Source organism: Cryobacterium sp. 10S3, assembly GCF_034344045.1.
Classification (GTDB): Bacteria; Actinomycetota; Actinomycetes; order Actinomycetales; family Microbacteriaceae; genus Cryobacterium; species Cryobacterium glucosi.
Genome location: NZ_CP133773.1, coordinates 502,988 through 526,657, shown reverse-complemented (window position 1 = coordinate 526,657; position 23,670 = coordinate 502,988). Strand labels below are relative to the sequence as shown.

The 23,670-nt window shown below is 69.3% G+C and carries 23 protein-coding genes; 14 read left to right on the top strand and 9 right to left on the bottom strand.

The features are described from left to right. Positions 1-63 precede the first annotated feature (63 nt). From RHM57_RS02415 to RHM57_RS02405, 3 genes are read left to right on the top strand one after another with little or no spacing between them, the layout of a single operon-like run. Positions 64-2,025, top strand: coding sequence for an AMP-binding protein (locus RHM57_RS02415; protein WP_322189560.1), 1,962 nt, complete (start codon positions 64-66; stop codon positions 2,023-2,025). A gap of 58 nt (positions 2,026-2,083) precedes the next feature. Then, entirely contained in the window at positions 2,084-2,440 is a 357-nt protein-coding gene (locus RHM57_RS02410; protein ID WP_134560628.1) for a DUF485 domain-containing protein, read from the top strand. Then, positions 2,437-4,062, top strand: coding sequence for a cation acetate symporter (locus tag RHM57_RS02405; protein ID WP_322189559.1), 1,626 nt, complete (start codon positions 2,437-2,439; stop codon positions 4,060-4,062). Before RHM57_RS02410 ends, RHM57_RS02405 begins: the two co-directional genes overlap by 4 nt. A gap of 105 nt (positions 4,063-4,167) precedes the next feature. Here the strand turns inward: RHM57_RS02405 and RHM57_RS02400 are convergent, their stop codons facing one another. Both RHM57_RS02400 and RHM57_RS02395 read right to left on the bottom strand, forming a co-directional pair. After that, positions 4,168-4,950 (bottom strand): SDR family oxidoreductase, encoded by a 783-nt coding sequence (locus RHM57_RS02400; RefSeq protein WP_134563858.1) that lies wholly within the window; start codon positions 4,948-4,950, stop codon positions 4,168-4,170. 283 nt (positions 4,951-5,233) lie between these two features. Continuing rightward, complete coding sequence (locus RHM57_RS02395) at positions 5,234-5,587, bottom strand: alpha/beta hydrolase (protein ID WP_322189558.1); 354 nt, start codon at positions 5,585-5,587, stop codon at positions 5,234-5,236. A gap of 134 nt (positions 5,588-5,721) precedes the next feature. Between RHM57_RS02395 and RHM57_RS02390 the strand changes: the two genes are divergently transcribed. Further along, positions 5,722-7,053 (top strand): bifunctional o-acetylhomoserine/o-acetylserine sulfhydrylase, encoded by a 1,332-nt coding sequence (locus RHM57_RS02390; RefSeq protein WP_134449788.1) that lies wholly within the window; start codon positions 5,722-5,724, stop codon positions 7,051-7,053. Positions 7,054-7,200: 147 nt separating this feature from the next. Further along, positions 7,201-7,626 (top strand): MarR family winged helix-turn-helix transcriptional regulator, encoded by a 426-nt coding sequence (locus RHM57_RS02385; RefSeq protein WP_134449787.1) that lies wholly within the window; start codon positions 7,201-7,203, stop codon positions 7,624-7,626. A 3-nt stretch (positions 7,627-7,629) separates the two neighbouring features. Here RHM57_RS02385 and RHM57_RS02380 read toward each other — a convergent pair whose 3' ends face one another. Together RHM57_RS02380 and RHM57_RS02375 are read right to left on the bottom strand one after the other, a co-directional pair. After that, a complete protein-coding gene (locus RHM57_RS02380; RefSeq protein WP_134449786.1) occupies positions 7,630-8,142 on the bottom strand; it encodes a CarD family transcriptional regulator in 513 nt (170 codons plus the stop codon). Positions 8,143-8,231: 89 nt separating this feature from the next. After that, the gene (locus tag RHM57_RS02375) at positions 8,232-8,858 is read right to left on the bottom strand and encodes a TetR/AcrR family transcriptional regulator (protein ID WP_134563855.1); all 627 of its coding nucleotides are present in this window, start codon (positions 8,856-8,858) and stop codon (positions 8,232-8,234) included. Positions 8,859-9,023: 165 nt separating this feature from the next. Here RHM57_RS02375 and metX point away from each other — a divergent pair, with 165 nt between their 5' ends. From metX to RHM57_RS02350, 5 genes are all read left to right on the top strand, one after another. Beyond that, positions 9,024-10,226: a homoserine O-acetyltransferase MetX gene (gene metX, locus RHM57_RS02370; protein ID WP_322189557.1), complete on the top strand. Its 1,203-nt coding sequence runs from the start codon at positions 9,024-9,026 to the stop codon at positions 10,224-10,226. Between the two features lie 159 nt (positions 10,227-10,385). After that, positions 10,386-11,891, top strand: coding sequence for a DUF4389 domain-containing protein (locus tag RHM57_RS02365; RefSeq protein ID WP_241987476.1), 1,506 nt, complete (start codon positions 10,386-10,388; stop codon positions 11,889-11,891). Positions 11,892-12,108: 217 nt separating this feature from the next. Then, positions 12,109-13,278 (top strand): sensor histidine kinase, encoded by a 1,170-nt coding sequence (locus RHM57_RS02360; RefSeq protein ID WP_322189556.1) that lies wholly within the window; start codon positions 12,109-12,111, stop codon positions 13,276-13,278. After that, positions 13,275-14,579, top strand: coding sequence for a hypothetical protein (locus RHM57_RS02355; protein ID WP_322189555.1), 1,305 nt, complete (start codon positions 13,275-13,277; stop codon positions 14,577-14,579). Before RHM57_RS02360 ends, RHM57_RS02355 begins: the two co-directional genes overlap by 4 nt. 69 nt (positions 14,580-14,648) lie before the next feature. After that, complete coding sequence (locus tag RHM57_RS02350; RefSeq protein ID WP_255454140.1) at positions 14,649-15,329, top strand: response regulator transcription factor; 681 nt, start codon at positions 14,649-14,651, stop codon at positions 15,327-15,329. A 92-nt stretch (positions 15,330-15,421) separates the two neighbouring features. Here the strand turns inward: RHM57_RS02350 and RHM57_RS02345 are convergent, their stop codons facing one another. The 3 genes from RHM57_RS02345 to RHM57_RS02335 all read right to left on the bottom strand — a co-directional run bounded on the left by RHM57_RS02345 (position 15,422) and on the right by RHM57_RS02335 (position 18,429). Beyond that, positions 15,422-16,702, bottom strand: a complete 1,281-nt coding sequence (locus RHM57_RS02345) for an MFS transporter (RefSeq protein ID WP_322189554.1) — start codon at positions 16,700-16,702, stop codon at positions 15,422-15,424. Positions 16,703-16,774: 72 nt separating this feature from the next. Next, on the bottom strand, positions 16,775-17,101 hold the full coding sequence (locus RHM57_RS02340) for a thiamine-binding protein (RefSeq protein ID WP_134449780.1): 327 nt from the start codon (positions 17,099-17,101) through the stop codon (positions 16,775-16,777). 2 nt (positions 17,102-17,103) lie between these two features. Next, positions 17,104-18,429 carry a glycosyltransferase family 87 protein gene (locus tag RHM57_RS02335; RefSeq protein ID WP_322189553.1) on the bottom strand — a complete coding sequence of 442 codons (1,326 nt, stop codon included), beginning with the start codon at positions 18,427-18,429 and terminating at the stop codon, positions 17,104-17,106. Between the two features lie 120 nt (positions 18,430-18,549). Between RHM57_RS02335 and RHM57_RS02330 the strand changes: the two genes are divergently transcribed. Genes RHM57_RS02330 through RHM57_RS02320 form a run of 3 tightly spaced genes read left to right on the top strand, consistent with a single transcriptional unit; the run spans position 18,550 to position 21,148 of the window. Beyond that, positions 18,550-19,482, top strand: coding sequence for an ABC transporter substrate-binding protein (locus tag RHM57_RS02330; RefSeq protein ID WP_134560608.1), 933 nt, complete (start codon positions 18,550-18,552; stop codon positions 19,480-19,482). Positions 19,483-19,499: 17 nt separating this feature from the next. Then, positions 19,500-20,393 carry an amino acid ABC transporter permease gene (locus RHM57_RS02325; RefSeq protein WP_416173104.1) on the top strand — a complete coding sequence of 298 codons (894 nt, stop codon included), beginning with the start codon at positions 19,500-19,502 and terminating at the stop codon, positions 20,391-20,393. Next, positions 20,390-21,148, top strand: coding sequence for an amino acid ABC transporter ATP-binding protein (locus RHM57_RS02320; protein WP_322140671.1), 759 nt, complete (start codon positions 20,390-20,392; stop codon positions 21,146-21,148). Before RHM57_RS02325 ends, RHM57_RS02320 begins: the two co-directional genes overlap by 4 nt. Positions 21,149-21,159: 11 nt before the next feature. Here RHM57_RS02320 and RHM57_RS02315 read toward each other — a convergent pair whose 3' ends face one another. Beyond that, the gene (locus RHM57_RS02315) at positions 21,160-22,029 is read right to left on the bottom strand and encodes an ADP-dependent NAD(P)H-hydrate dehydratase (RefSeq protein WP_134560604.1); all 870 of its coding nucleotides are present in this window, start codon (positions 22,027-22,029) and stop codon (positions 21,160-21,162) included. Positions 22,030-22,052: 23 nt separating this feature from the next. On the opposite strand from RHM57_RS02315, the gene RHM57_RS02310 reads away from it, so the two are divergent. Continuing rightward, on the top strand, positions 22,053-23,192 hold the full coding sequence (locus RHM57_RS02310; RefSeq protein WP_416173103.1) for an NADH:flavin oxidoreductase/NADH oxidase: 1,140 nt from the start codon (positions 22,053-22,055) through the stop codon (positions 23,190-23,192). A gap of 71 nt (positions 23,193-23,263) precedes the next feature. On the opposite strand, the gene RHM57_RS02305 is transcribed toward RHM57_RS02310, so the two are convergent. Beyond that, positions 23,264-23,641: a VOC family protein gene (locus RHM57_RS02305; RefSeq protein ID WP_134449775.1), complete on the bottom strand. Its 378-nt coding sequence runs from the start codon at positions 23,639-23,641 to the stop codon at positions 23,264-23,266. Between the last annotated feature and the right edge of the window lie 29 nt (positions 23,642-23,670).

Sequence of the window (23,670 nt, the reverse complement as noted above, 5' to 3'; positions counted from 1 at the left end):
CCGGCGTGTGCAAGACTTCCTGAATTCTATGTATACATAGGAGCTTCAATGGGGAGGTTCACAGTGACATACACAGCGACAGGCACGGCGGGGAGCTACCGCGACTCCTGGCTGCGCTCGACGGATGCCGCGACCCGCGCCGACTTCTGGCTCGAGGCATCCGCCTTCATCGACTGGACCGTGCCCCCGCGCACCGCGCTCGAGGAGCGCGAGCCCGGGACCTGGCGCTGGTTCCCGGACGGCGAGCTCAACACGAGCTACAACGCCCTCGACCGGCACGTGCTCGCCGGCCGCGGCGACCAGGCCGCGGTCATCTACGACTCCGCGATGAGCGGCACCCGGGTCAGCATCAGCTACAGCCGGCTGCTCGACCGCGTCTCCCGGTTCGCCGGGGTGCTGCGCGCCCAGGGCGTCGGCGTCGGCGACCGGGTGATCGTCTACCTGCCGATGATCCCGGAGGCGATCGTGGCCATGCTTGCGTGCGCCAGGATCGGCGCCGTGCACTCCGTGGTCTTCGGCGGCTTCGCGGCGAGCGAACTCGCCGTGCGGATCGACGACGCCCGGCCCACCGTGATCGTGACCGCGTCGGGCGGGCTCGAGCCCGGCCGCGTCGTCGAATACCTGCCGCTCGTGAAGAAGGCGCTTGACCGGTCGCAGGGTTCGGTCCGCACCGTCATCGTGCGGGACCGCGAGTCGATCCCCGGGAGCGCGGCGGACTACGCCGTCACGGACACAGACACGGGCACGGACGCCGTCACCTGGCTCGACTGGGCGACCGAAGAGGATGCCGCGACCCCTGCCGAACCCGTGAGCCTCCGCTCTGAGGACCCGCTGTACATCCTCTACACCTCGGGAACGACGGGGAATCCGAAGGGCATCGTGCGCGACAACGGCGGACACGCCGTCGCGCTCGCCTGGTCGATGCGCAACATCTACGCCGCGGGGCCCGGAGACGTCTTCTGGGCGGCCTCGGACGTCGGCTGGGTCGTCGGGCACTCCTACATCGTCTACGCGCCGCTCCTCGTCGGGGCGACGACCGTCATCTATGAGGGCAAGCCGATCGGCACCCCCGACGCCGGCGCATTCTGGCGGGTCGTCGAGGACTACAAGGTCACCGTGCTCTTCACCGCCCCGACCGCGATCCGGGCCATCCGCCGGGTCGACCCTGAGCTCGCCGAGCTGCAGAAGTACGACGTCTCGAGCCTGACCGGCCTCTTCCTCGCCGGGGAACGACTCGACCCCGAGACGTACCACTGGGCGAACGACGGGCTGCACTGCCCGGTGATCGACCATTGGTGGCAGACCGAGACAGGCTGGGCGATCTGCGCGAACCCGCGCGGCATCGAGGAAATCCCGACCAAGCCGGGATCGGCGACGTTCCCGGTCGCGGGCTACGCCATCGAGATCCTCGACTCGAAGGGCCGGCCCGTGACGAAGGTCGGCAAGGAGGGCAACATCGCCATCCGCCTGCCGCTTCCGCCCGGAACCCTGCTCGGTGTCTGGGGCAGCGCGGAGCGGTATGCGAGCGCCTATCTCTCCGCCTTCCCCGGCTACTATGCAACGGGCGACTCCGGCCATTTCGACGCCGACGGCTACCTCTACGTGATGGGCCGCACCGACGACGTGATCAACGTGGCCGGGCACCGGCTGTCGACCGGATCCCTCGAGGAGGTACTCACCCTGCATCCGTCGGTCGCGGAGTGCGCCGTGCTCGGAGTGCACGACCCGCTCAAGGGCCAGCGCGCCGCGGGCTTCGTGACGCTCAAGGCCGGGGCGACGATCGACCACGACACCCTCGCCAAGGAACTCGTCGGACTCGTGCGCGAGCACGTCGGCCCGGTCGCCGCCTTCCGTGACGTGACGATCCTCGACCGGTTGCCGAAGACCCGCTCTGGCAAGATCCTGCGCAAGACGATCCGCCAGATCGTCGACGGCGAGCCGTACACGGTTCCCCCGACGATCGAGGACCCTGCCGTGCTCGATGCGCTCAAGCTCGCCGTGCACGGCACCGCCCACACCAGCTGAATCCTCTCCCCCAGACCGCACCACCCAGCACCATCCTCACCGGAGCAAAGGAGCCCCCATGACGGAATCACTGAGAGATGCACGACCGGGAGCGACGCCGTCGTCGATCGACTACGTCGCTTTCGCCCAATCGCCCCGCTTCCTCGAGCTGAAGAGGAGGAGGAACCGGTTCGTGATCCCGCTCGCCGTGTTCTTCCTGGTCTGGTACTTCGGGTTCGTGCTCGTCGCCGCCTACCTGCCCGCCGTGATGGCCATCCCGGTCGTCGGATCGGTCAACCTCGGCCTCGTGCTCGGCCTCGGCCAGTTCGTCACGACCTTCGCGATCACCATGTGGTACGTGTCCTTCTCGAACAAGACCCTCGACCCGATGGGCGCAGCGCTCCGCGCAGAGCTCGAAAAGATGGAGCAGAAATGAGCGCCGGCGCCATGATCGTCCAGACCGCCGTGAAGGCCACGGAGACCAACCCCGTCCTGAACATCTCGATCTTCCTCGCCTTTGTGGCTGTCACCCTGATCGTCGTGATCCGGGCCGGCCGCAACAACCGTTCCGCCGCGGACTACTACACCGGCGGCCGGTCCTTCACCGGGCCGCAGAACGGCTTCGCGATCGCGGGAGACTACCTCTCGGCGGCGTCCTTCCTCGGCATCGTCGGAGCGATCGCGATCAGCGGGTACGACGGCTTCCTGTACTCGATCGGGTTCCTCGTCGCGTGGCTCGTCGCGCTGCTGCTCGTCGCAGAGCTGATGCGCAACACCGGCAAGTACACGATGGCCGACGTGCTCTCGTTCCGGCTCGAGCAGGGCCCGGTCAGGGTTGCGGCAGCCACGACGACCCTCGCCGTGTGCTTCTTCTACCTCCTCGCCCAGATGGCCGGCGCCGGCGGCCTCGTGTCGCTGCTACTCGGCATCAACGACAAGCTCGGCCAGTCGGTCGTCGTCGTCGTGGTCGGCGGCCTGATGATCCTCTACGTGCTCATCGGGGGGATGAAGGGCACCACCTGGGTCCAGATCATCAAGGCGTTCCTCCTGATCATCGGAGCCCTCGGGATGACGATCTGGGTGCTCGCGATCAACGGCTTCAACTTCTCCGGCCTGCTCGACTCTGCCGTCGCGGCCTCGATCAGCAAGCCCGCTGAGGCCATCCTCGTGCCGGGGCTCAAGTACGGGCACAATCCGCTCGACTTCATCTCCCTCGCGATCGCGCTCGTCCTCGGCACCGCGGGCCTGCCGCACGTGCTGATGCGCTTCTACACGGTCCCGAGCGCCAAGGAGGCCCGTCGTTCCGTGGTCTGGGCGATCTGGCTCATCGGCGCGTTCTACCTCTTCACCCTCGTGCTCGGCTTCGGCGCAGCGGCGCTCGTCGGCGCGGACGTCATCGCGGCGGCTCCCGGCGGGGTCAACTCCGCGGCGCCGCTCCTCTCGCTCGCGCTCGGAGGACCGCTCCTGCTCGGCTTCATCTCGGCGATCGCCTTCGCGACGATCCTTGCGGTCGTCGCCGGCATCACGATCACCGCGGCGACCTCGTTCGCGCACGACATCTACATGAGCGTGATCAAGAAGGGCAAGGGCGACCCGGACAGCGAAGTGAAGGTCGCCCGCCGCACCGTCATCGTGATCGGCATCCTCGCGATCGCGGGCGGCATCGGCGTGCAGGGCCAGAACATCGCGTTCCTCGTGGCGCTCGCCTTCGCCGTCGCGGCGAGCGCGAACCTCCCGACGATCCTCTACTCACTGTTCTGGCGCGGCTTCACCACCCGCGGAGCGGTCTGGAGCATGTACGGCGGCCTCGCCGCTGCGATGATCCTGATCATCTTCTCCCCGGTGTTCTCCGGCACGCCGACGTCGATGTTCGGCGCGGGGGTCAACTTCGCGTGGTTCCCGCTCAGCAACCCCGGCATCGTCTCGATCCCGATCGGCTTCTTCCTCGGCTGGCTCGGCTCCGTCACGAGCACCCGCAAGGAGGACCCTCTCCTCGCCGCCGAGATGTCGGTCCGCTCCCTCACCGGCCACGGCGCCGAGAAGGCCGTCGAGCACTAGCCCGCAGCTACCTTTCCGGTCGAGAGTTCCCGCTCCACGGGTGACTCTCGACCGGAAGAGTGCGGTTCACGGGCCGGGTCTGGCCGGGCCAGCGGATGCCGCGGGTCAGTCCTTCGGGACGAGGGGGCCGCGCGCGACGCGCGTCGGGGCCGCCTGAGCGACGGGCTTGACCGTGATCAGGTCGAGGTTGACGTGGGCGGGCAGTTCGACGCTCAGCACGATCGTCTCGGCGATGTCCTCCGCGGTGAGCGGGTGCTCCACGCCGGCGTATGCGGCAGCGGCCTTTTCCGTGTCGCCGCCGAAGCGGACGAGGCCGAATTCCTCGGTCTTGACCATGCCGGGCGCGATCTCGATCACCCGGATCGGCTCGCCGTTGAGCTCGAGCCGCAGCACCTCCACGAGGGCGTGGGCCGCGAACTTGGCGGCGTTGTATCCGCCACCGCCGAGGTACGCGACGTGCCCGGCGATGGAGGTGACCGTGACGATATCGGCGCTGCCAGCGGCATCCGTGCGGAGTGTCTCTCGCAGCAGCGGGAGCACGGCACTCGTGACCCGCTTGACCGCAAGCACATTGATCTCGAACATCCAGGCCCAGTCTTCGACAGGGGCGGTCTCGACGCTGTCGAGGCCGCGGGCGCCGCCGGCGTTGTTCACGAGGGCGTGCACGGGGCCGGATGCCGCGAGATAGTCGCGGAGGGCGTCGACGTCCGCCTGCACCGTCAGGTCGGCCGTGAAGACATCGGCGCCGGTTTCCGCTGCGAGGGCCGCGAGCCGGTCGGCACGCCGGGCCACGCCGACGACGTCCCAGCCGTGGGCCCGGAACAGTCGCACCGTGGCCGCCCCGATTCCCGAACTCGCACCGGTCACTACAACTCGCTTGTTTGCCATGGTCCCATTCTGGCGGCACGAGCGGCGGTCGGGGCACACCCGGGGCACACCCGGTAGATGACGCCGTGCTTCCCTGTCGTTCGCCCGGCCATCGCTCGCCTGCGCGCTCAGTCCGGCGATCCGCTCCTCGAGGGGCGCAGCTGCGGTGATACGTAGTCGCTAGGCCTGTCGATCACCGCGAGCGTGCACCGCGAAACGCAGACGAGACGGTCGCGGCCGTCGCTGATCCTCACCTCCCAGACCTGGACTCGTGCACCGAGGTGGATCGGGCGGGCGACTCCCGTCACCCATCCGCTATCGACGTGAGCGTCTCCGCACAGGCGACGGACGCGCCGCCGTGGAGCACCAGCCGTCGCACGGTATCCGGATGCACCGCCGCCCACGCCACAGCGACCAGCGCACCCATCGACGTGCCGATGAGGTCGAACGGCTCCGGACCGAGCTTCGCGACGACCGCGGCGAGCTGCTCTAGCTCGAAGTCCATCGACGGCGGCCGGCTCGTCGGAGCCGACAGGCCGCATCCGGCGCGGTCGTACCGGATGAGCCGGCGGTCCGCCGCCAGACTCTCGTAGAACGCCCGCTCCTCGGGCAGCTGCCAGCTGAGCTCGAGGTGACTGAGCCACCCCGCTGTGTACACGAGCGGCGGACCGCGGCACACCCGTAGATGACGCCGTGTTTCGGCGACATTGCCGACCCCGCGAGCGCGTGCCTAAACTCGCACCCAAGAGCGATGGACGGTCCACGCTCGTCACGGATTACAGGGAGTTCTTCATGAGCGACAACGCGGCCGCCTGGCAGTTCGAAACCAAGCAGGTGCACTCTGGCGCGCACCCCGACCCGGTCACCAACGCACGCGCCACCCCGATCTACCAGACCACGTCCTACGTGTTCAACAGCGCGCAGCACGCCCAGAACCTCTTCGCCCTCGCCGAGTTCGGCAACATCTACACCCGCATCATGAACCCGACCCAGGCCGTCGTCGAAGAGCGCATCGCCGCGCTCGAAGGCGGCACCGCGGCGCTGCTGCTCGCCTCCGGCCAGGCCGCATCGACCTTCGCCGTGCTCAACATCGCCCAGGCCGGCGACCACATCGTCTCCTCGAGCTCGATCTACGGCGGAACCTACAACCTCTTCAAGTACACCCTCGCCAAACTCGGCATCGAGACGACCTTCGTCGAGGACCAGGACGATGCAGCAGAGTGGGCCCGCGCCGTGCGCCCGAACACCAAGCTGTTCTTCGCCGAGACCATCGGCAACCCCAAGATCAACGTGCTCGACATCTCGCTCGTCGCCGACGTCGCCCACCAGAACGGCGTCCCGCTCATCGTCGACAGCACCATCGCGACCCCGTACCTGATCCGCCCCTTCGAACACGGCGCCGACATCGTCGTCCACTCCGCCACCAAGTTCCTCGGCGGCCACGGCACGATCATCGGCGGCGTCATCGTCGACGGCGGCACCTTCGAGTGGTCGAAGAACGTCGAGAAGTTCCCCGGCCTCACCGAGCCGGACCCGTCCTACCACGGCGTCAGCTACACGGGCGCGGTCGGCGACGGCATCGCGTACATCATCAAGGCACGCGTTCAGTTGCTCAGGGACCTCGGCAGCGCGATCGCCCCCGCGAGCGCCTGGCAGCTGATCCAGGGCATCGAGACCCTGAGCCTGCGCATCGAGCGCCACGTGCAGAACGCCCAGGACATCGCGGAATGGCTCGAGAGCCACCCCGACATCGCCTCGGTCAACTACGCCGGCCTGCCGTCGAGCCCCTGGTATGCGACCGCCAACAAATACGCGCCCAAGGGCGTCGGCGCGGTCGTCTCCTTCGAGCTCAAGGGCGGGGTGGATGCCGGCCGCGCGCTCGTCGACAACCTCGAGCTCTTCAGCCACCTGGCCAACATCGGCGACGTCCGCTCGCTCGTGATCCACCCGGCCTCGACCACCCACGCCCAGCTCACGCCGGAGCAGCAGCTCACGAGCGGCGTGACCCCCGGGCTCGTGCGCCTGTCCGTCGGCATCGAGAACATCGCCGACCTCAAGGCCGACCTCGAGCACGGGCTCGCCGCCGCCCGCGCCGTAGTCGAGGCCTCGCGCGCGAACGCCTGACCCGCACCGCAGCACCCCTGACCGATTCGACGGAGATTCTGCCGGAATTGTACGTTGCAGGCCGTTTTCGGGCCGCGCGAGGCACAATCTCCGTCGAATTGGTTCAGAGAACGATCCGGATGACGGGTCCGTGAATATCCTGTCGGTATGACTGACCTGCGACCGATCGGATACTGGCTCAAACTCGTCGACCAACTGATCAACGAGCAATTCGCGACGACCCTCGAGGAACACGGGGTGACGAGGCGGCAGTGGCAGCTGCTCGGGATGCTGTCCCGCGGACCGGCCTCGGTCGAGCAGCTCACGAGCGGGGTCGCCCCGTTCCTCGACACCGAGGGTGAGACCGTCGTCGAACACCTCGCCGAACTCGTCGAGAGCGGCTGGGTCACGGTGTCGGAGTCCGGGTACGCGATCACCGACCGCGGCAGGCTCGCCTACCAGCGCCTCGCCGAGGTCGTCTCGGTGAACCGGGATGCCGCGACCCAGGACGTCAGCCCTGCCGACTACGCCACGACCCTGGCCACCCTCGAGCGGGTGGCCCGCAACCTCGGCTGGACCGGCGAGCCGGAGTGATCCCTAGGCCGCCGTGGTACCGGTCGCGGGGATCGAGCTCGCGAGCACGGTGTCGAGGACGGCGGATGCCTCTTCGCTCGTCGAGCTCTGGGCGAGTGCAAGTTCGGAGACGAGCACCTGGCGGGCCTTGACGAGCATGTTCTTCTCGCCGGCGGACACGCCGCGCTCCTGGTCACGACGCCACAGGTCGCGGACGACCTCGCCGACACGGTAGACGCTGCCGCTCGCCATCTTCTCCTGGTTGGCCTTGTACCGGCGTGACCAGTTCCCCGGCTCCTCGACGAAGGATTCGCGGAGAACGTCGAACACGGCCTGGACGCCGGCGCTGTCGATGACGTCGCGCACGCCGACGAGCTCGGCGTTCTCGATCGGCAGCTTGATCGTCAGGTCGTTCGCGTGCACGGTGAGGGTCATGAACTTCTTCTCGATCCCCTTCACGGCGCGGGTCGTGATTTCAGTGATGGTGACCGCGCCGTGGTGCGGGTAGACCAGGGTTTCTCCCACGGTGAAATTCATATGCTGCCTCTGTTCGTTGGTGATGCGGGGTTCTCGCGACCATCGTCGGTCGGTTGTGTGGTGGTGTGTGGGGTACCGGGTTCGCGGCGTCAGGCCGCGTCGACCAGCCATTCGGGGAGGAATTCGACGAGCTGGTCGACGATCTCGTCGTCCGTGACGTCGAGCTGGCCGCGCATCCAGGCGCTGATCAGGGTGAGCGCTCCCCCGGCCACGTAGGTGGCGAAGGACTCGGGGTGCACGACCCTGGGCGTGCCGGAGAGCACGACGAGCGATTCGACGAGGCGGCGCGAGTACGCTTCGATCTCGTCGTCGTATGCCGTGCGGGTGATCGGCAGGTCGAGCACACTCGAGTACAGCGGGTAGTGCTCCACGATGTGGGAGATGAGCCGCTGGTAACCGACCCGTGCGGCCTGGGCCCCGGTGAGGTCGTCGCTCAGCAGGTCGAACCCGGTCACGCCGATCTCGGCGAACTGCTCGCGGAGGAACCCGGTCGCGAGATCGTCGAGGCTGCTGAAGTGCGCGTAGAACGAACTGCGGCTGATCGAGGCCGTGCGCACGATGTCGCTGACCGAGACGGATGCGACGCGCTGGGTCATGAGCGTGCGGACCGCTGCGAAAATGGCCTGCCTGGTGCGTTCCGCCCGGGGGTCCGAGGCACGCACGGCGCTGATTGTACCGCGCACCACGCTTTCTCGGACATACTCGGTGCGGGTCATCAGGACAGTCTAGCACTTCTCGGACACCTGTCCGAGAAGTGGGCAAGGGGGCCGGATGAGCGCCGCAACAACCGCACGTCTCCAACCGCACGTCTCCAGCCGCACGAAACAAGCCGCGCGTAACAAAGGGACGTTGGCGCGTCAGACCGGGCAGAATGAGGGCATATGGAATGGCAGACCTCGGCGGACACGGTCCCGTCCAGCTTCATCACCGAGGCTCAGGCGCGCTCGCTGTTCGGCAAGCCCCCGGCGACGGGTGCGTGGCGCGACGGCGACCCCGTCGGCAACCGCAGGTTCCAGGACGTGGGCGCACTCGACCTCGAGGCCGGCGGGCGACTGGGCGCCGTCCGGATCGCCTACGAGACCTGGGGCGAACTCTCCCCCGCGCGGGACAACGCGGTGCTCGTGCTGCACGCCCTCACCGGGGACAGCCACCTGCTCGGCGCGGCAGGGCCCGGCCACGCGACCGCCGGCTGGTGGGGCGGCATCGTCGGCCCCGGCCTGGCCATCGACACCGACCGCTATTTTGTCGTCGCACCGAACATGCTCGGCGGTTGCCAGGGCAGCACAGGCCCGTCGTCCCTCGCCCCTGACGGCTCGGAGTGGGGCATCCGCTTCCCCTACCTGACCATCCGCGACCAGGTCGCCGCCCAGGTCGCATTCGCCGACCGGATCGGGATCGACGCCTGGGCCCTCGTGGTCGGCGGGTCGATGGGGGGAATGCACGCCCTCGAATGGGCGATCGACCGGCCGGACCGGGTGGAGAGGCTCGCGATCCTCGCGGCGCCGCCCGTGACGACGGCCGATCAGATCGCCCTGAATTCGGTGCAGATCGAAGCCATCCGCAGCGACCCGCTGTTCCGGTCCGGCGATTACTACGACGCCGTCGACGGCGACGGTCCGACCCGCGGGCTCGCCCTGGCCCGGCGGATGGCCCTGCTGAACTACCGCAGCCCGTCCGAGCTCAACGAGCGTTTCGAGCGCGGCTGGCAAAGCCGGATCTCCCCGCTCGGTTCTGGCGGCCGGTTCGCCGTCGAGTCCTACCTCGACTTCCACGGCAACAAGTTCACCCGACGTTTCGACGCGAACAGCTACATCGTCCTCGTCGAGGCGATGAACTCCCACGATGTGACCCGCGGCCGGGGTTCCCTCGCCGAGGCCCTCTCCTCGATCGAAGCAACCACCCTCGTCGTCGGAATCGACAGCGACCGGCTGTTCCCCGTCGAGGGCCAGCGCCGGATCGCGGCACACCTCCGCAACGGCCTCGACGGCACCGAACCCGTCGTGCTCTCCTCGAGCTACGGCCACGACGGCTTTCTGATCGAGGATGCCGCCGTCGGCGAGCAACTCGGCCGCCTGCTCCGCTGACCTTCACGACGGCTGGGCGTCGGCCGGTTCCGCCGGCTATCACACCGACTTTTCCGCTACCGCCCTGCGATTGACAGGGCAGGCATTCCGGACGACCCTGACAGGGAGCCCGGCCACTGCCTGCCTTGTCCAGACCGCCCAGCGAAGAGGAGTCCCGTGATGAAAGCCGGCTACGTCGTCATGGTCATCGTCGGAACGCTGCTCGCCGTGTCCGGCATCGGCTTGCTCGCCGGCGGAGTCGCCGTTGCAACGGTCGCGGCACAACAGGGCAGGGACGGGTTCCTGACCACGCCGAGCGGCTCATTCTCCGTGGCCTCGTATGCGATCACCTCACCGAACCTCACGACGGAGAGCGACTCAGGCACCGGGACCAGCACCCAGGCGGGGTCCGGCGGGATGCCCTCCGGGCTCGCGACCGTGATGCTCGAGGCGACGAGCGTCCGCGGCACCGGGGTCTTCATCGGCATCGCACCGCGGGCGGAGGTGGAACGCTACCTCGCATCCGTCGCGCACAGCGAGCTCACCTCCGTGAACTCCACGCCGTTCCGCACCGAGTACCGCGAGGTGCCCGGCAGCAGACGTCCTGCCCGTCCGGGCAGCCAGACCTGGTGGACGGTCGCGGCCTCCGGGCCGGGAACGCAGCGCCTGGTCTGGCCGGTCGTGAGCGGCGACTGGGCCGTCGTCGTCATGAACGCGGATGCGACGCAGGGCGTTGACGTAGAGGCGCGGGCCGGCGTCCGGTCCGGCCTCTTCGTGCCTGCGGCGGTCGCCCTGTTGCTCGGCGGCGGGCTGCTGCTCGTGGCCGGGGTGCTCCTCGTGGTCTTCGGCGCGTTGGGCCTCGGGAGGCGCGACTCCGCACAGGGGCCGGACGACCACGACGGCGCTGTCGGAACGACGGGCACTGCCGGAGCGATGGGCACTGCCGGAGCGATTGGCGCTGTCGCAGCTACGGGTCCACCTGGTCCGGTCTACCCCGCCCGCCTCGAGGGCACACTGCAGCCCGACGTGTCCAGGGGATTGTGGCTCGTGAAATGGATCCTGATCTTCCCGCACGTCGTGGTGCTGTTCTTCCTCTGGTTCGCCACGTTCGTGACGACGATCGTCGCGGGCTTCGCCATCCTGTTCACCGGCCGGTATCCCCTGGCCCTCTTCACGTTCAACGTCGGCGTGCTGCGCTGGAGCTGGCGCGTCGCCTTCTACGCGTATTCGGCGCTCGGCACGGACAGGTACCCGCCGTTCACTCTCGCCCCGGCCGACTACCCAGCCGACCTCGACATCGACTACCCCGAGCGGTTGTCCCGGGGGCTTGTCCTGGTCAAGTGGTGGCTGCTCGCGATTCCACAGATCCTCATCGTGTCCGCCCTGACGAGCACCCCGACCGCTCGCTACACGATCGGGGACACGACTTATTCGACGACGACCGGAGTATCACTCCTCGGTCTCCTCGTGCTCATTGCGGGGCTGATGCTGCTGTTCACGGGCCACTACCGGCAGTCCCTGTTCGATTTCATCCTCGGTATCGACCGCTGGGTGTTCCGTGTGGTGGTGTACACCGGACTCTTCCGGGACGACTATCCACCGTTCCGCCTCGACCAGGGCGGGACCGAAACGGGGGGCACCGGACCGGGGGGAATCGACGAGGCTGCTAGGGTGAAAACGACCTGAGGAATCACGGATGCTGACCCGACAAAGCTCGAGGCGCCTAACTGTTCCCCCTGCACGCGCCCAAATACCCCCGGTTCGCCCCGTTCCCGGCGAACCCCCCGCACGCGTGGCCCGTAAACAAGGCACATTCGTGAAACTGAGCGCCACGCGCGCGTCGAAACCGGCCGCATCCGGATATGGTGCTTTCTGGAGCACGACGAGGGGTAATGCGACGGGTATGCAACGCATTTTCAAGGAACGGGATCGACTGCTGCGCAGGGGCGCGCAGCTGACCGGGCTCGCTGGTTCCATCGCCACGTTCCTGGCGCTCCTGATACCGGGCGGCCTCGACCGGTTGGCGCTCGCCCTGAGCCTTCCCCTGCTCCTTGTCATCGTCGGCGCCCAGTACTTGCTCGGCCGCAACGGTCACCTGCGATGGGCGGCACTCCTCGTCGTCTGCGGGGTGGCCATGATCCTCGTGATCGGCTTCGTCGGCACGGGAACATCGGGACTCAACCTCGGCGAACAGGCAGTGATAGCGTGCGTCGCCTCGCCCGCCATCGGTTCCATCGCCCTGGTACTCGTCACCACCTCGCGCCGGCTGATCATGCTGGGCGTCGCCTTCGGCGCGACGCTCGCGAGCGTGCTCGCTGCCGCGCGGCTCAGCACCGACGCACTCGTCCCGGTCATGCTCACGATCACCGGCTGGTTCGCGATCGCGATCGCCGGATGGTGGATCGCGCAGAGCATCCCCCGCGTCATGCAGCGCATCGCCGAAATCGGCCGTGCGCACCTCGCCGAACGGCACGCGAGCGAGCTCGAGGCCCAACGCCGGCAGGACGCCAGGCTCCTGCACGACACCGTCCTCGCGACCCTCACCCTGCTCGCGCACTCGGGCGTCGGCGTGAGCCCCGCCGCCTTGCGTCAGCAGGCCGGCGATGACGCCCGGCTGCTCAGGCAGCTCCGGCTCGGCGGGCTCCCGACCCCGCACCGCTCCGGCGTCTACACGCTCGAACCCGCGTCGGAGTCGACCCTCGGCAGCACCCTCGAGTCCGTGAAACAGCGCTTCAAGCGGATGGGGCTCGACGTGGACTGGCACGGGAGCGGCCAGGTCCTGCTGCCGAGCACCGTTCTGGACTCGTTCCTGCTCGCCCTGGGCGAGTGCCTCGAGAACGTGCGCAGGCACGCAGGGGTCGCCCGCGCCGACGTCACGATCACGGACGACGACACGACAGTTCGTGCCATGGTGACCGACGCCGGCGTCGGTTTCGACCTCGCGGCAGTGAGCCCGGAACGCCTCGGTTTCGCCGAGTCCGTCGTCGCCAGGCTCCGCGACGTCGGCGGCAACGCCCGGCTGTTCTCGTCCCCGGGTTCGGGAACGACGGTCGTACTCGAGGTGCCCAAGTGAGCACCCGCGGCGTGACCGTGCAGCCGGAGCGCGGCATCCGTCGACCGGCCAGGCGCGCCGTCACCGAAGCCGGCCCGCTCGAGGAACACGGACGCCAGGAGCGCCAGGATCGCCGCCGCAGCTTCCGCAGGCCGGAGCGAACGGTCAAGACGACGCGCGCCAACCAGAGCGGCCTCGGTGGACGCCACCTCGGGATCGGCCTCTCCGTCGCCGGCGGCATCGTCGCGGCCTACCTGTTCTGGGAGTACGTCGAGCAGTGGCCCCGGTACACGACTCCCGTCCCGACCCCCGTGGCATGGGTGATCCTCGTGGCGGCGACGGCGTTCGCGATCGCCGTCGTTCAGCGACTCTCCGCACGGATGCCCGACTGGCTGTTCGCGGCGGCCCTCGCGTCCGGCGCGGTCGTCATCGCACTCGACCTGGCCGGCTCGCACGCCGGCGCCGACCGGGGGGTCTTCCCGACCGCCGCCGCCGCGGTCGGGAGCCTGCTGATCGCGCTCGTGACCGTTCGGCGAGGCAGGGACGTCGTCTCTTCCACGGCCGTCCTCGGAACGCTCCTCGCCGTGTTCGCGATCACAGAGCCGCGCAGCGACCCGCTGTCCTTCGCGCCGGAGCTTGTCGCATTCGGGCTCGCGGTGATACCGCCGCTCCTCGGCGTCGCGATCGTCCGCTCGTTCCACCGGATGGTGCAGCGCGAACTGGACCTCGTGCTCGTACAGAGCACGGTCTCCCAGCCGCGGTTCGCCGTCGGCATGCTCGCCTCCGAGGAACTCGCGCGGATCGACCTCGACGCGGAGACCTTGCTCGACGATGTGTCCAAGGGCCGCACCGCGCTCCCCCTCAACGCGGCCAAGTCGACGACCGCGTCTTCGCTCGCGACCCAGTTGCGGCTGCACCTCATCCAGGGCCGCAGGGAGACCTGGCTGTACCACGCCATCACGGAGTCCGAGTTCCTCGGCCCCTCGGTGAGCCTCAACGACCCGGCCGGGCTCGCCGGGCTGCTCGATCCCGCCCAGCGCGACGCCCTGCTGCGCACCATCTGGCTCCTGATCAGCGACACCCAGCGCCCCGAGGCATCCGTCGCCCTCTCCCTCGGTCCGATCCGCCCGACGAATGGCCTGATCGACCGGCAGAAGTTACGATTCCCCATCGAATTGGCCACCACGGGTGTGCCTCGGCGCCGGGTCGACCCCGAGACGTGGCAAGCTATCCGGGTAGTTGGCCCGCACATCGCGTCGAGCCGGGGTGGCAGTCTCCACGTGGAGATCGAGTGCAGCATTGACAATCCCGCAGATGCGTGAAATTTTCTGGTCCGGCATCGCCGGGCTTCCAGTCGGATGCACAGGCAACAGGAGGCAACAGTGACGAACATCAGCACGACGACCCGGGCGGCGGCGCCCAGTCGGGAGAATCCGATCCGGCTTGCTCTCGTGGACGACCACCGGATGCTGCTGGGGGCGTTGACGGAGTGGATCCGCGGCGCCGCAGACGACATCAACATGGTCGCCGCTGTGACGACGTGGCCGGAACTTCTCACCCACCCCGAATTCCCGGTGGACGTCGTTCTCCTCGACCTCGATCTCAAGGACAACATCCCGGTTTCGCTCAAGATCTCGACCCTCAAGACGGCCGGTGTCAAGACCGTCCTGATGAGCACGTACTCGGAGCCCGGCCTCGTGCGCGAGGCACTCGCCGCCGGGGCACTCGGCTACCTCGTCAAGAGCGAAGAAGCCGGCATGATCGTCGACGCGATCCGGGCAGCCTTCGACGGGGAGTCGTACATCTCCGCTGAACTCGACGAAGCGCTCAGCGCGGGAACGGGCGGCGGTTCGCCGAGACTGAGCGCACAGGAACGCCGCGTGATGGCTCTGTACGGTGCCGGCGAGCCCGTCAAGGCCGTTGCCCACCAGCTCGGCATCTCCGAGGAGACCGCCAAGTCCTACCTCAAACGGATCCGCGAGAAGTACCGTCTTGCGGGCTTCGACGTCGGAACCAAGGTCGCGCTGCGGAAGCGCGCGATTCACGACGGGATCCTGCTGCAGACGGACTGAGCTCGCGCTCCCGACCCTCTGTCGGAGTCTTCCGTGACCGTCGCAGGCGCAGACCGCGCCGACCCGAGTCGCGAAAGGTTCCGACTTCGGCGTTAAGCGGCGTCCGTGACGACCTCGATGAGGGCGGTGCCGTACGGCACGTGCCGTCCGTTGCGGCGCCAGGACCGGTCGATCGCGAAGCTCACGACCGCGAGCGAAAGTCCGATGACGCTCAGGACCGCGCCGATCCAGACCGGGGCGACGTAACCGAGGCCGCCGGCGATGGCCAGGCCGCCGAGGAACGCGCCGAGCGCGTTGCCGATGTTGAGGGCCGAGTGGTTGAGCGCAGCCGCAATGGACTGGCTGTCGTGCGAGACATCCATCAGCCGGGTCTGGATGGCCGGGGACAGCCCGGCCGCCGCGCCGCCGACGAGGAAGACGCCGGCCAGGAGTCCGGGCAGGAACTGGGCGGACAGGGCAAGTCCCACCAGGGCAACGATCATCAATGCGAAGAACCCGTAGAGGGTACGGCGGACGCTCTTGTCGGCGAGGTGGCCGCCGAGCAGGTTGCCGACGGTCATGCCGAGGCCGATGACCACGAGCACGAGCGGAACGGCGCCCGCGCCGAGTCCGGTCACCTCGATGACGAGCGGGGCGACATAGGTGTAGACGGCGAAGAGGCCGCCGAAGCCGATCGCCCCGATACCGAGCGCGAACCAGACCTGCAGCCTGCCGAACGCCTTCAGCTCGTTGCGCATCGTCGCGAGCGCGTTACCCGCCTGGAACGGCACGAGCAGGATCACGGCGAGGAAGGAGACCGCGAAGACGGCGGCGACGACGAGGTAGGCGACCCGCCAGCCGGACACCTGCCCGATCCAGGTGATCACGGGCACGCCGATCACATTGGAGATGGTCAGGCCGCTGAGCACGAGCGCGACGCCGCGCGCCCGCTTGCCCGGGCCCATCAGGTCGGCAGCGACGAGCGAGGCGATGCCGAAGTAGGCGCCGTGCGGGAGCGCGGCCACGAACCGGGCCACGAGCACGAGCCCGAACGTCGGCAGCAGGGCGGAGGCGATCGTCGCGAGGGTGAACGCGGCGAGCAGGGCGAGCAGCAGCTGCTTGCGCGGCCAGCGTGCCGCTGCCGCCGCGATCGTCGGGGCTCCGACGACGACGCCGAGAGCGTACGCCGAGATCAGCCAGCCGATCTGGGCGTTCGCAGCGTCCGGCGCTGTCGCGTAGAGGCCGGGCAGGAGATCCCGCGCGAGGTTCGGCAGCAGCCCCATCGCCACGAACTCGGTCGCGCCGATGCCGAAGCCGCCGAGGGCGAGGGAGAGCAGGGCAAGGCGGATGCGGGCCGGAGACAGAATCGCCGACCCGTCGGTGGGTGGGGGCATGCGGTCCAGCCTAGGGCCGGACGGTTGCGGCGGGAAGCGCCCGGCAGCATCCGCCTGCCCGTGCGGTGCCTGCTATGCCGCGCCTCCGGCCGCCCGTGCGTTCTCGAGCGCGACCTCGAGGCGTTCGACCTTGCCGGTCAGCTCGCCGGTGCGACCGGGGCGGATGTCCGCCTTGAGCACGAGGGACACCCGCGGCCCGAAGGCGCCGACGGCCTCCGTGGCGGCCTTGACGACGGCGAAGACCTCGTCCCAGGAGCCCTCGATCGTCGTGAACATCGAGTCGGTGTGGTTCGGCAGGCCCGAGTCGCGGACGATCCGGACGGCCGCGGCGACGGCGTCGTGCACGGAACCCTCGGCATCCTGGGCTCCGGAGGGCGAGACGGAAAAGGCGACGAGCATGATTACTCCCTGGGGATGAGGATCGGGCGGTCGAGGCCGGCCGCCGGTGGGTCGTGCGGGGCGGCGTTGCCGTTCCCGTGGCGGCTGCCGTGCTGGGCGGAGCTGCTGCCGAGGGTCCACACCTCGCGGACGGCCCAGGCGAGCACGACGAACTCGAGCACGTTGCGCATGGAGAGGGCGAGCACCATCAGCGGGTTGGCGACGAGCAGCCAGTCGTACAGGTAGGGGTAGACGACCTGGGTGAGCCCGGCGATGACCGTGACGAGGATGGTCGGGGTACGCCAGCCGCGCCCTCGCAGGAGGATGCCGAGGATGGTCGGCGCGGCGAGCCAGATCACGAACTGCGGAGAGCCGACCTTGTTGACGGCCATCAGCGTCACGACGAGCGCGAGGACGAGCGGCGGGAACAGCCTCTCGAAGCTCGCCCCTGCCCGTGTCGCCCGCACCGCGATCAGCAGGACCGCTGCGATGCAGAGCGCGAGGACCGGCGTCATGAGCGCGACGGCGATGAAAGATCCTGGGCCGACGACCTGGAAGGTGAGGATGTCGTGGTCGTAGTAGATGTAGCTGCCCGGGATCCGCAGCGCGGCCTGCACCATCCAGATGGCGCCGACGGGAGACTCGATCTGGATGCCGCGGTTGGCCTGCTCGGAGATGAAGCTGAACACGCGGAGGCCGCTGCCGAGGCTGAGCGCCGTGACCACGATGACGGCGCTCGTGGCGAGGAAGGCGTAGCCGGCGCGCATCCGTTGCTTCGATGCGATGACAAGCGCCGCGATGACAGCGATCGGCCAGATCTTCACCCACGTCGCGAGCGTGAGGATCACGGTGCCCCAGACCGGCCGGGTCCGCAGCCACAAAACGGCGAGGATGACGAGCGGGGCCGTGATCGAGTCGATCCTGGCGATCGCGATCGGACCGAGCAGCAGGAGGAAGGCCAGCCACCAGCCCGCGGCGAGGAGCGCGCGCGGCCCGCGGCGCCGGCCGGTCAGGGCCGCGAATGCGACCGCGTTGAGGAGGGTGACGATGCCGAGCCAGGTCGCCGTGTACGAGGCGGTGCCGAAGGCGAGGGCCGCGAAGATCGGCACGACGGCGAGCAGGGGGTAGACGAAGGGCGCGGTGATGCCGACGAGGGCCACTCCGCTCGCGGCGTCGGTCGCCCAGCCGAGGTAGACGACGTCGACATCGCCGAGCGGCCAGCCGATCGCGGCGAAGCAGATGTAGACGAGCCAGGCGTGCACAGCGATGAATCCGGCCCAGAGCAGGATGCGCAGGCTCGGCCCCGACGCGAACCGCACCGGTGGTTTCGGGGGGAGGGAATCGGGCACGTTCCACTTTCCCACACCCCGGTGTTCTTAACGAGACCGTCACATTCGCTGGTGGGTGCCGACGACCGCGAAAACATGCGTCATGATGGCCAGAGACAGTCATCTCGAGGAGTGGTCAATATGGTGAATCGCCGCAGGTCCCGTCACATTTTTGTGCTCGCCCTCTCCGTGGCGGGTGCGCTCCTGTTGAGCGCCTGTTCGGCAGCGAGCCCCACCCAGGGCAGCGCCCCGTCCACGAACGCGGGATCGCTGAGCTCCCCCGATCCCACGTCGTACCTCACACCGGGCAAGCTCACGATCGGAACCGGGGAACCCGCGTACTTCCCCTGGGTTATCGACGACTCACCAGCATCCGGCAAGGGCTTCGAAGCCGCCGTCGCCTACGCCGTCGCCGGCAAGCTCGGCTTCGCGAAGGAGAACGTGACCTGGGTGCGGAGCACCTTCGACGAGGCGATCGCTCCGGGGCCGAAGGCCTTCGACTTCAACCTGCAGCAGTTCTCGATCACGGCCGAGCGCGCCCAGCAGGTCGACTTCTCCTCTCCGTACTACGAGACCACCCAGGCCGTGATCACCGTCAGCACCTCTCCGGCGGCCGCCGTGACCTCGCTCGCCGGACTCAAGAGTCTCCTGATCGGGGCCGCGACCGGCACGACGAGCTTCACGGAAGCGGAGAAGCTGATCGCACCGACCCAGGGCGTGCAGGCGTTCAACACGAACGACGACGCGAAGCTCGCACTGCAGAACGGCACCGTCGACGCGATCGTCGTCGACCTCCCGACAGCGTTCTACCTCACCGGGGTCGAACTCGACGGCGGCACGATCATCGGGCAGCTGCCCGATGCCGCAGCGGGGTCCAGCAGCCAGACCCCCACCCCTGGCGCAACGCCCGGCGCCCAGGCGGGTACCGACGCATTCGGCCTCGTCCTCGCCAAGGACAGCCCACTCACCGCCGCCGTGAGCGCCGCCGTCGACGCCCTGCGCGCGGACGGAACCCTCGCGAACCTCGCCGATACCTGGCTCGCCGGCAACGCGGACGCGCCCGTCCTGAAGTGACACCGGAGGAAGGTCCAGTGGCCGGTCCCGACCTGGTCACCGACACGGTCACCGACACCGGTCGGCCGACGCGGCCGTCGAGCGCGGTCGAGCTCGGCCGCCGGGCGTACAGGCGCACGCAGACCGCCCGGTCTGTGCTGCTGAGCGCGGTGAGCACGGTCCTCTTCGCGATCGTGATCTGGGTGTTCGTGGTCAACACGCCGGGCTGGACCCGGGTACAGCAGTCCTTCTTCGACCCCGCCGTCGCGGTGAAGGCCTGGCCGCGCGTGTTCGAGGGACTGTTGCTCAACATCCGCGTGCTGCTCGTCGCCGCCGTCGGCGTGCTGATCGTGAGCCTGCTGCTCGCGACACTCCGCACCCTGCGCGGCGCGGTCTTCTTCCCGCTGCGCGCCCTCACCGCCGGGTACACCGACCTGTTCCGCGGGTTGCCGCTCATCATCGTGCTCTACCTCGTCGGCTTCGGGCTGCCCGGCCTCGGGGTGTTCCCGAAGCTGCCCTCGTATGTCTGGGGCACGATCGCACTCGTCCTGACGTACTCGGCCTATGTCGCCGAGGTGTGGCGCGCCGGGATCGAGGCGGTTCACCCCTCGCAGGTGCTCGCCGGTCGGTCGCTCGGCCTCAGCCACGGCCGCACCCTGCGCACGATCGTGCTGCCGCAAGCGCTCCGCAAGGTGACGCCGGCATTGATGAACGACTTCGTCGCGATGCAGAAGGACGTCGGCCTGATCAGCGTGCTCGGCGCCGTCGACGCGGTCAGGGCCGCCCAGATCGAGACGGCGGCGAGCTTCAACTTCACGCCGTACGTGCTCGCCGGGCTGCTTTTCGTGCTGCTCGCCCTGCCGATGATCCGCCTCACGGACTGGCTGTCCGCCCGGATGCGCCGCCGCGAGCAGGTCGGTGGGGTCGTATGAGCGAGGCAGCGGATGCCGTCGTTCCGGTCCTCCGGGTCGACGACGTCTACAAGAGCTTCGGCTCGGTTCCCGTGCTCCGCGGCATCGACCTCGTCGTGCACGAACACGAGGTCGTCGCACTGATCGGGGCGAGCGGGTCCGGCAAGTCGACCCTGCTCCGCGTGATCAACCTGCTCGAGCGCGTCGACGACGGGCAGGTCTGGCTCACCGGCCGGGACATCAGCGACCCGCGCGCGAACGCGGACGCCGTGCGCGCCAGGATCGGCGTGGTGTTCCAGCAGTTCAACCTCTTCCCGCACCTGAGCGTGCTCGACAACGTCACCCTCGCCAGCCGGATCGTGCACCGGGTGCCGCGCCGCACGGCCGAGGCGCGCGGCCTCGAGCTGCTCGACCAGATCGGCCTGTCCGCGAAGGCCCGCGACTTCCCCGACCGACTGTCCGGCGGCCAGCAGCAGCGTGCCGCGATCGTGCGGTCGATCATGACGAACCCCGAACTGCTCCTCCTCGACGAGGTGACGAGCGCGCTCGATCCCGAGCTCGTCGGCGAGGTCCTCGACCTCGTGCGGCAGCTCAAGCAGTCGGGAACGACGATCGTGATGGCGACCCACGAGATGGGCTTCGCGCGGGACGTCGCCGACCGGGTCGCGTTCATCGACGCCGGCCGGGTCCTCGAGTTCGGGCCGCCGGAGCAGGTCTTCGACGCCCCGCGCGAACCCCGCACCCGCGCCTTCCTCGCCCGCATCCCGCGCCGCTGATTCGATCCGGGTCAGGGGCGGAGGAGGGCCGCGATCGTCGCGGGGATGGCCTCGGCGACATCGAGGGCCACAAGCGGGCCGCCTGCGGACGCCCGGGCCGCCGCGAGGCCGTGCACGAGCGCCGCGGTCGCCGCGAGGGCGGCGCAGGCCTCGGCATCCGCTTCGAGCGCCGCGGCGTGGGTGGCGAAGAGTGCGCCGAGGATGCCCCCGAGCACGTCCCCCGCGCCGGCCGTCGCGAGCCACGGCGGGGCACCGGTCACCGTGAGCCTGGTGCCGCCGGGCGAGGCGACGTACGTCACAGCCCCCTTGAGCAACACGGACACGCCGAGCAGGTCGGCAGCGCGCACGGCCCACTCCCCCGGGTCCGCCGCGATCTCCGCGGGCGTCACATCGACACGCCGCCCGGAGACCGCGCCGGAGCCCGCGCCGGAGAGCAGCCCGGCGAGCTCCCGGTAGTGCGGGGTGATCACGGTCGGGCCGCTGTGACTGCCGACGAGGTCGAGGGCGCCCGCGTCGCACACGACGGGAACCCCCTCGGCGAACGCGCCCTCGAGCGCCTCGAGCGTCGCCGGCGAGCGCTCGGAGGCGTCCATCCCGGAGCCGAGCAACCAGGCCTGCACCCGCCCCTGCGCTGTGACGATCTCGGGCCTGCGCTGCAGCACGAGGCTCGTGGCCCGGCGCGGGCCGAGGTAGCGCACCATCCCGAGCCCCGTGCGCATGGCCGCCTCGACCCCGAGCACGGCGGCGCCCGGGTAGGCGCGTGAGCCCGTGCGCACGCCGAGAACGCCCCTGCTGTACTTGTCTGCGGATGCCCCTGGCACGGCGATCCACTCTCGCGCCCGCTCATCGTCCCAGGCCTGCCATCCCGCGAAACCACTCATGACCCCACGATAGATTGGTTTGCGTGCCCCTGACCCAGCCCACCCCCGCCCAGCAGCCCGCCCAGCCCCTCGCCTTCCGCCCCCTGACCGTCCGGGGCCTGACCGTGCGCAACCGGCTCTGGGCCGCCCCGATGTGCCAGTACTCGATCCTGAAAGAGGACGGCGTGCCGGAGGACTGGCACCTCGTGCACCTCGGCGGCCTCGCGGCGGGCGGGGCTGGCCTCGTCATCGCCGAGGCGAGCGCGGTGAGCCCGGAGGGTCGCATCACCGCCCGAGACACCGGCATCTGGAACACGGAGCAGGCCGACGCCTGGGCCCGCATCGTCCGCTTCATCCACGGACAGGGCGCACGCGCCGGCATCCAGCTCGCGCACGCCGGCCGCAAGGCATCGACCTGGCCGGCCTGGGGCGCCGACAGCCACGGCGCCGTCCGGCACGGCACCGTCCCCGCGGCGGAGGGCGGCTGGCCGACGCTGTCGGCGTCGACCATCCCGTTCCCCGGCTACGCGGCTCCCGTCGCCCTCGACGCCCGCGGCATCGACATGGTCGTCGACGATTTCGCCGCCGCGGCCGTCCGCGCCATCGAAGCCGGCTTCGACGTGCTCGAGATCCATGCGGCACACGGGTACCTGCTGCACCAGTTCCTCTCCCCGCTCAGCAACGACCGCACCGACGAGTTCGGCGGTTCCCTCGAGAACCGCGCCAGGCTGCTGCTGCGGGTCGTCGCGGCCGTCCGCGCGGCGGTCGGCGCGTCGCATCCGCTCTTCGTGCGTTTCTCGGCCACCGACTGGGCCCCGGGAGGCTGGACCCCGGAGGAGACCGCCATCGTCGCCGGCTGGGCGCGCACCGCGGGCGCCGACTTCTTCGACATCTCCTCCGGCGGCAACGTCACGGGCGTGCAGATCCCGCTCAGTCCCGGCTACCAGGTGCCGCTCGCCGCGTTCGTGAAGGGCGAAGCGGATGTCCCGGTGAGCGCGGTCGGACTCATCACGACCCCGGCGCAGGCCGAGGAGATCCTCGCGAGCGGGCAGGCCGACGCCGTCATGCTCGCGAGGGAACTCCTGCGCGACCCGCACTTCCCGTTGCGGGCAGCCCACGAACTCGGGGCGACGATCGACTATTGGCCGCCGCAGTACCTGCGCGCCCGCTGGCCGGAGGCCTGAGCGCCCCACCGACCCGGCGCTCACTCCGGCCAGGCGCTCAGGGCGCCTGGCCCTTCACGCCGTCTTGCCATTCACACCGACTGGGACACGCAGATGAAATTCCCTTCCGAATCCCGGAACCAGGCAGCCTTGCCCTCGGAGTCCGTTGCGATGCCGTTCTCGGTCTTGAGTCCCGGCACGTCGTACTCCTCGAAGACAACTCCGCGGCTGCGCAGCGCGGCCATTTCGGCCTCGAGGTCGTCTGTCATCCAGCCGAGCGCGGTGTTCCTGGCCGTGCCGGCGTTCTCGGTTTCGTAGACCTGCACCCTGGCCCCGGACGGCGTGCGGTAGACGAGCCCGTGCTCGTGCTCCTCCGCCGGTTCGAGCCCGAGCTTGTCCCGGTAGAACTCCCTCGCGCGCTTCAGGTCCTTCGCCGGCAGTACCGAATAGGCTTCCAACTGGCTCAACATGAGTCTGCCTCACTTTCTTTCGGCGCACA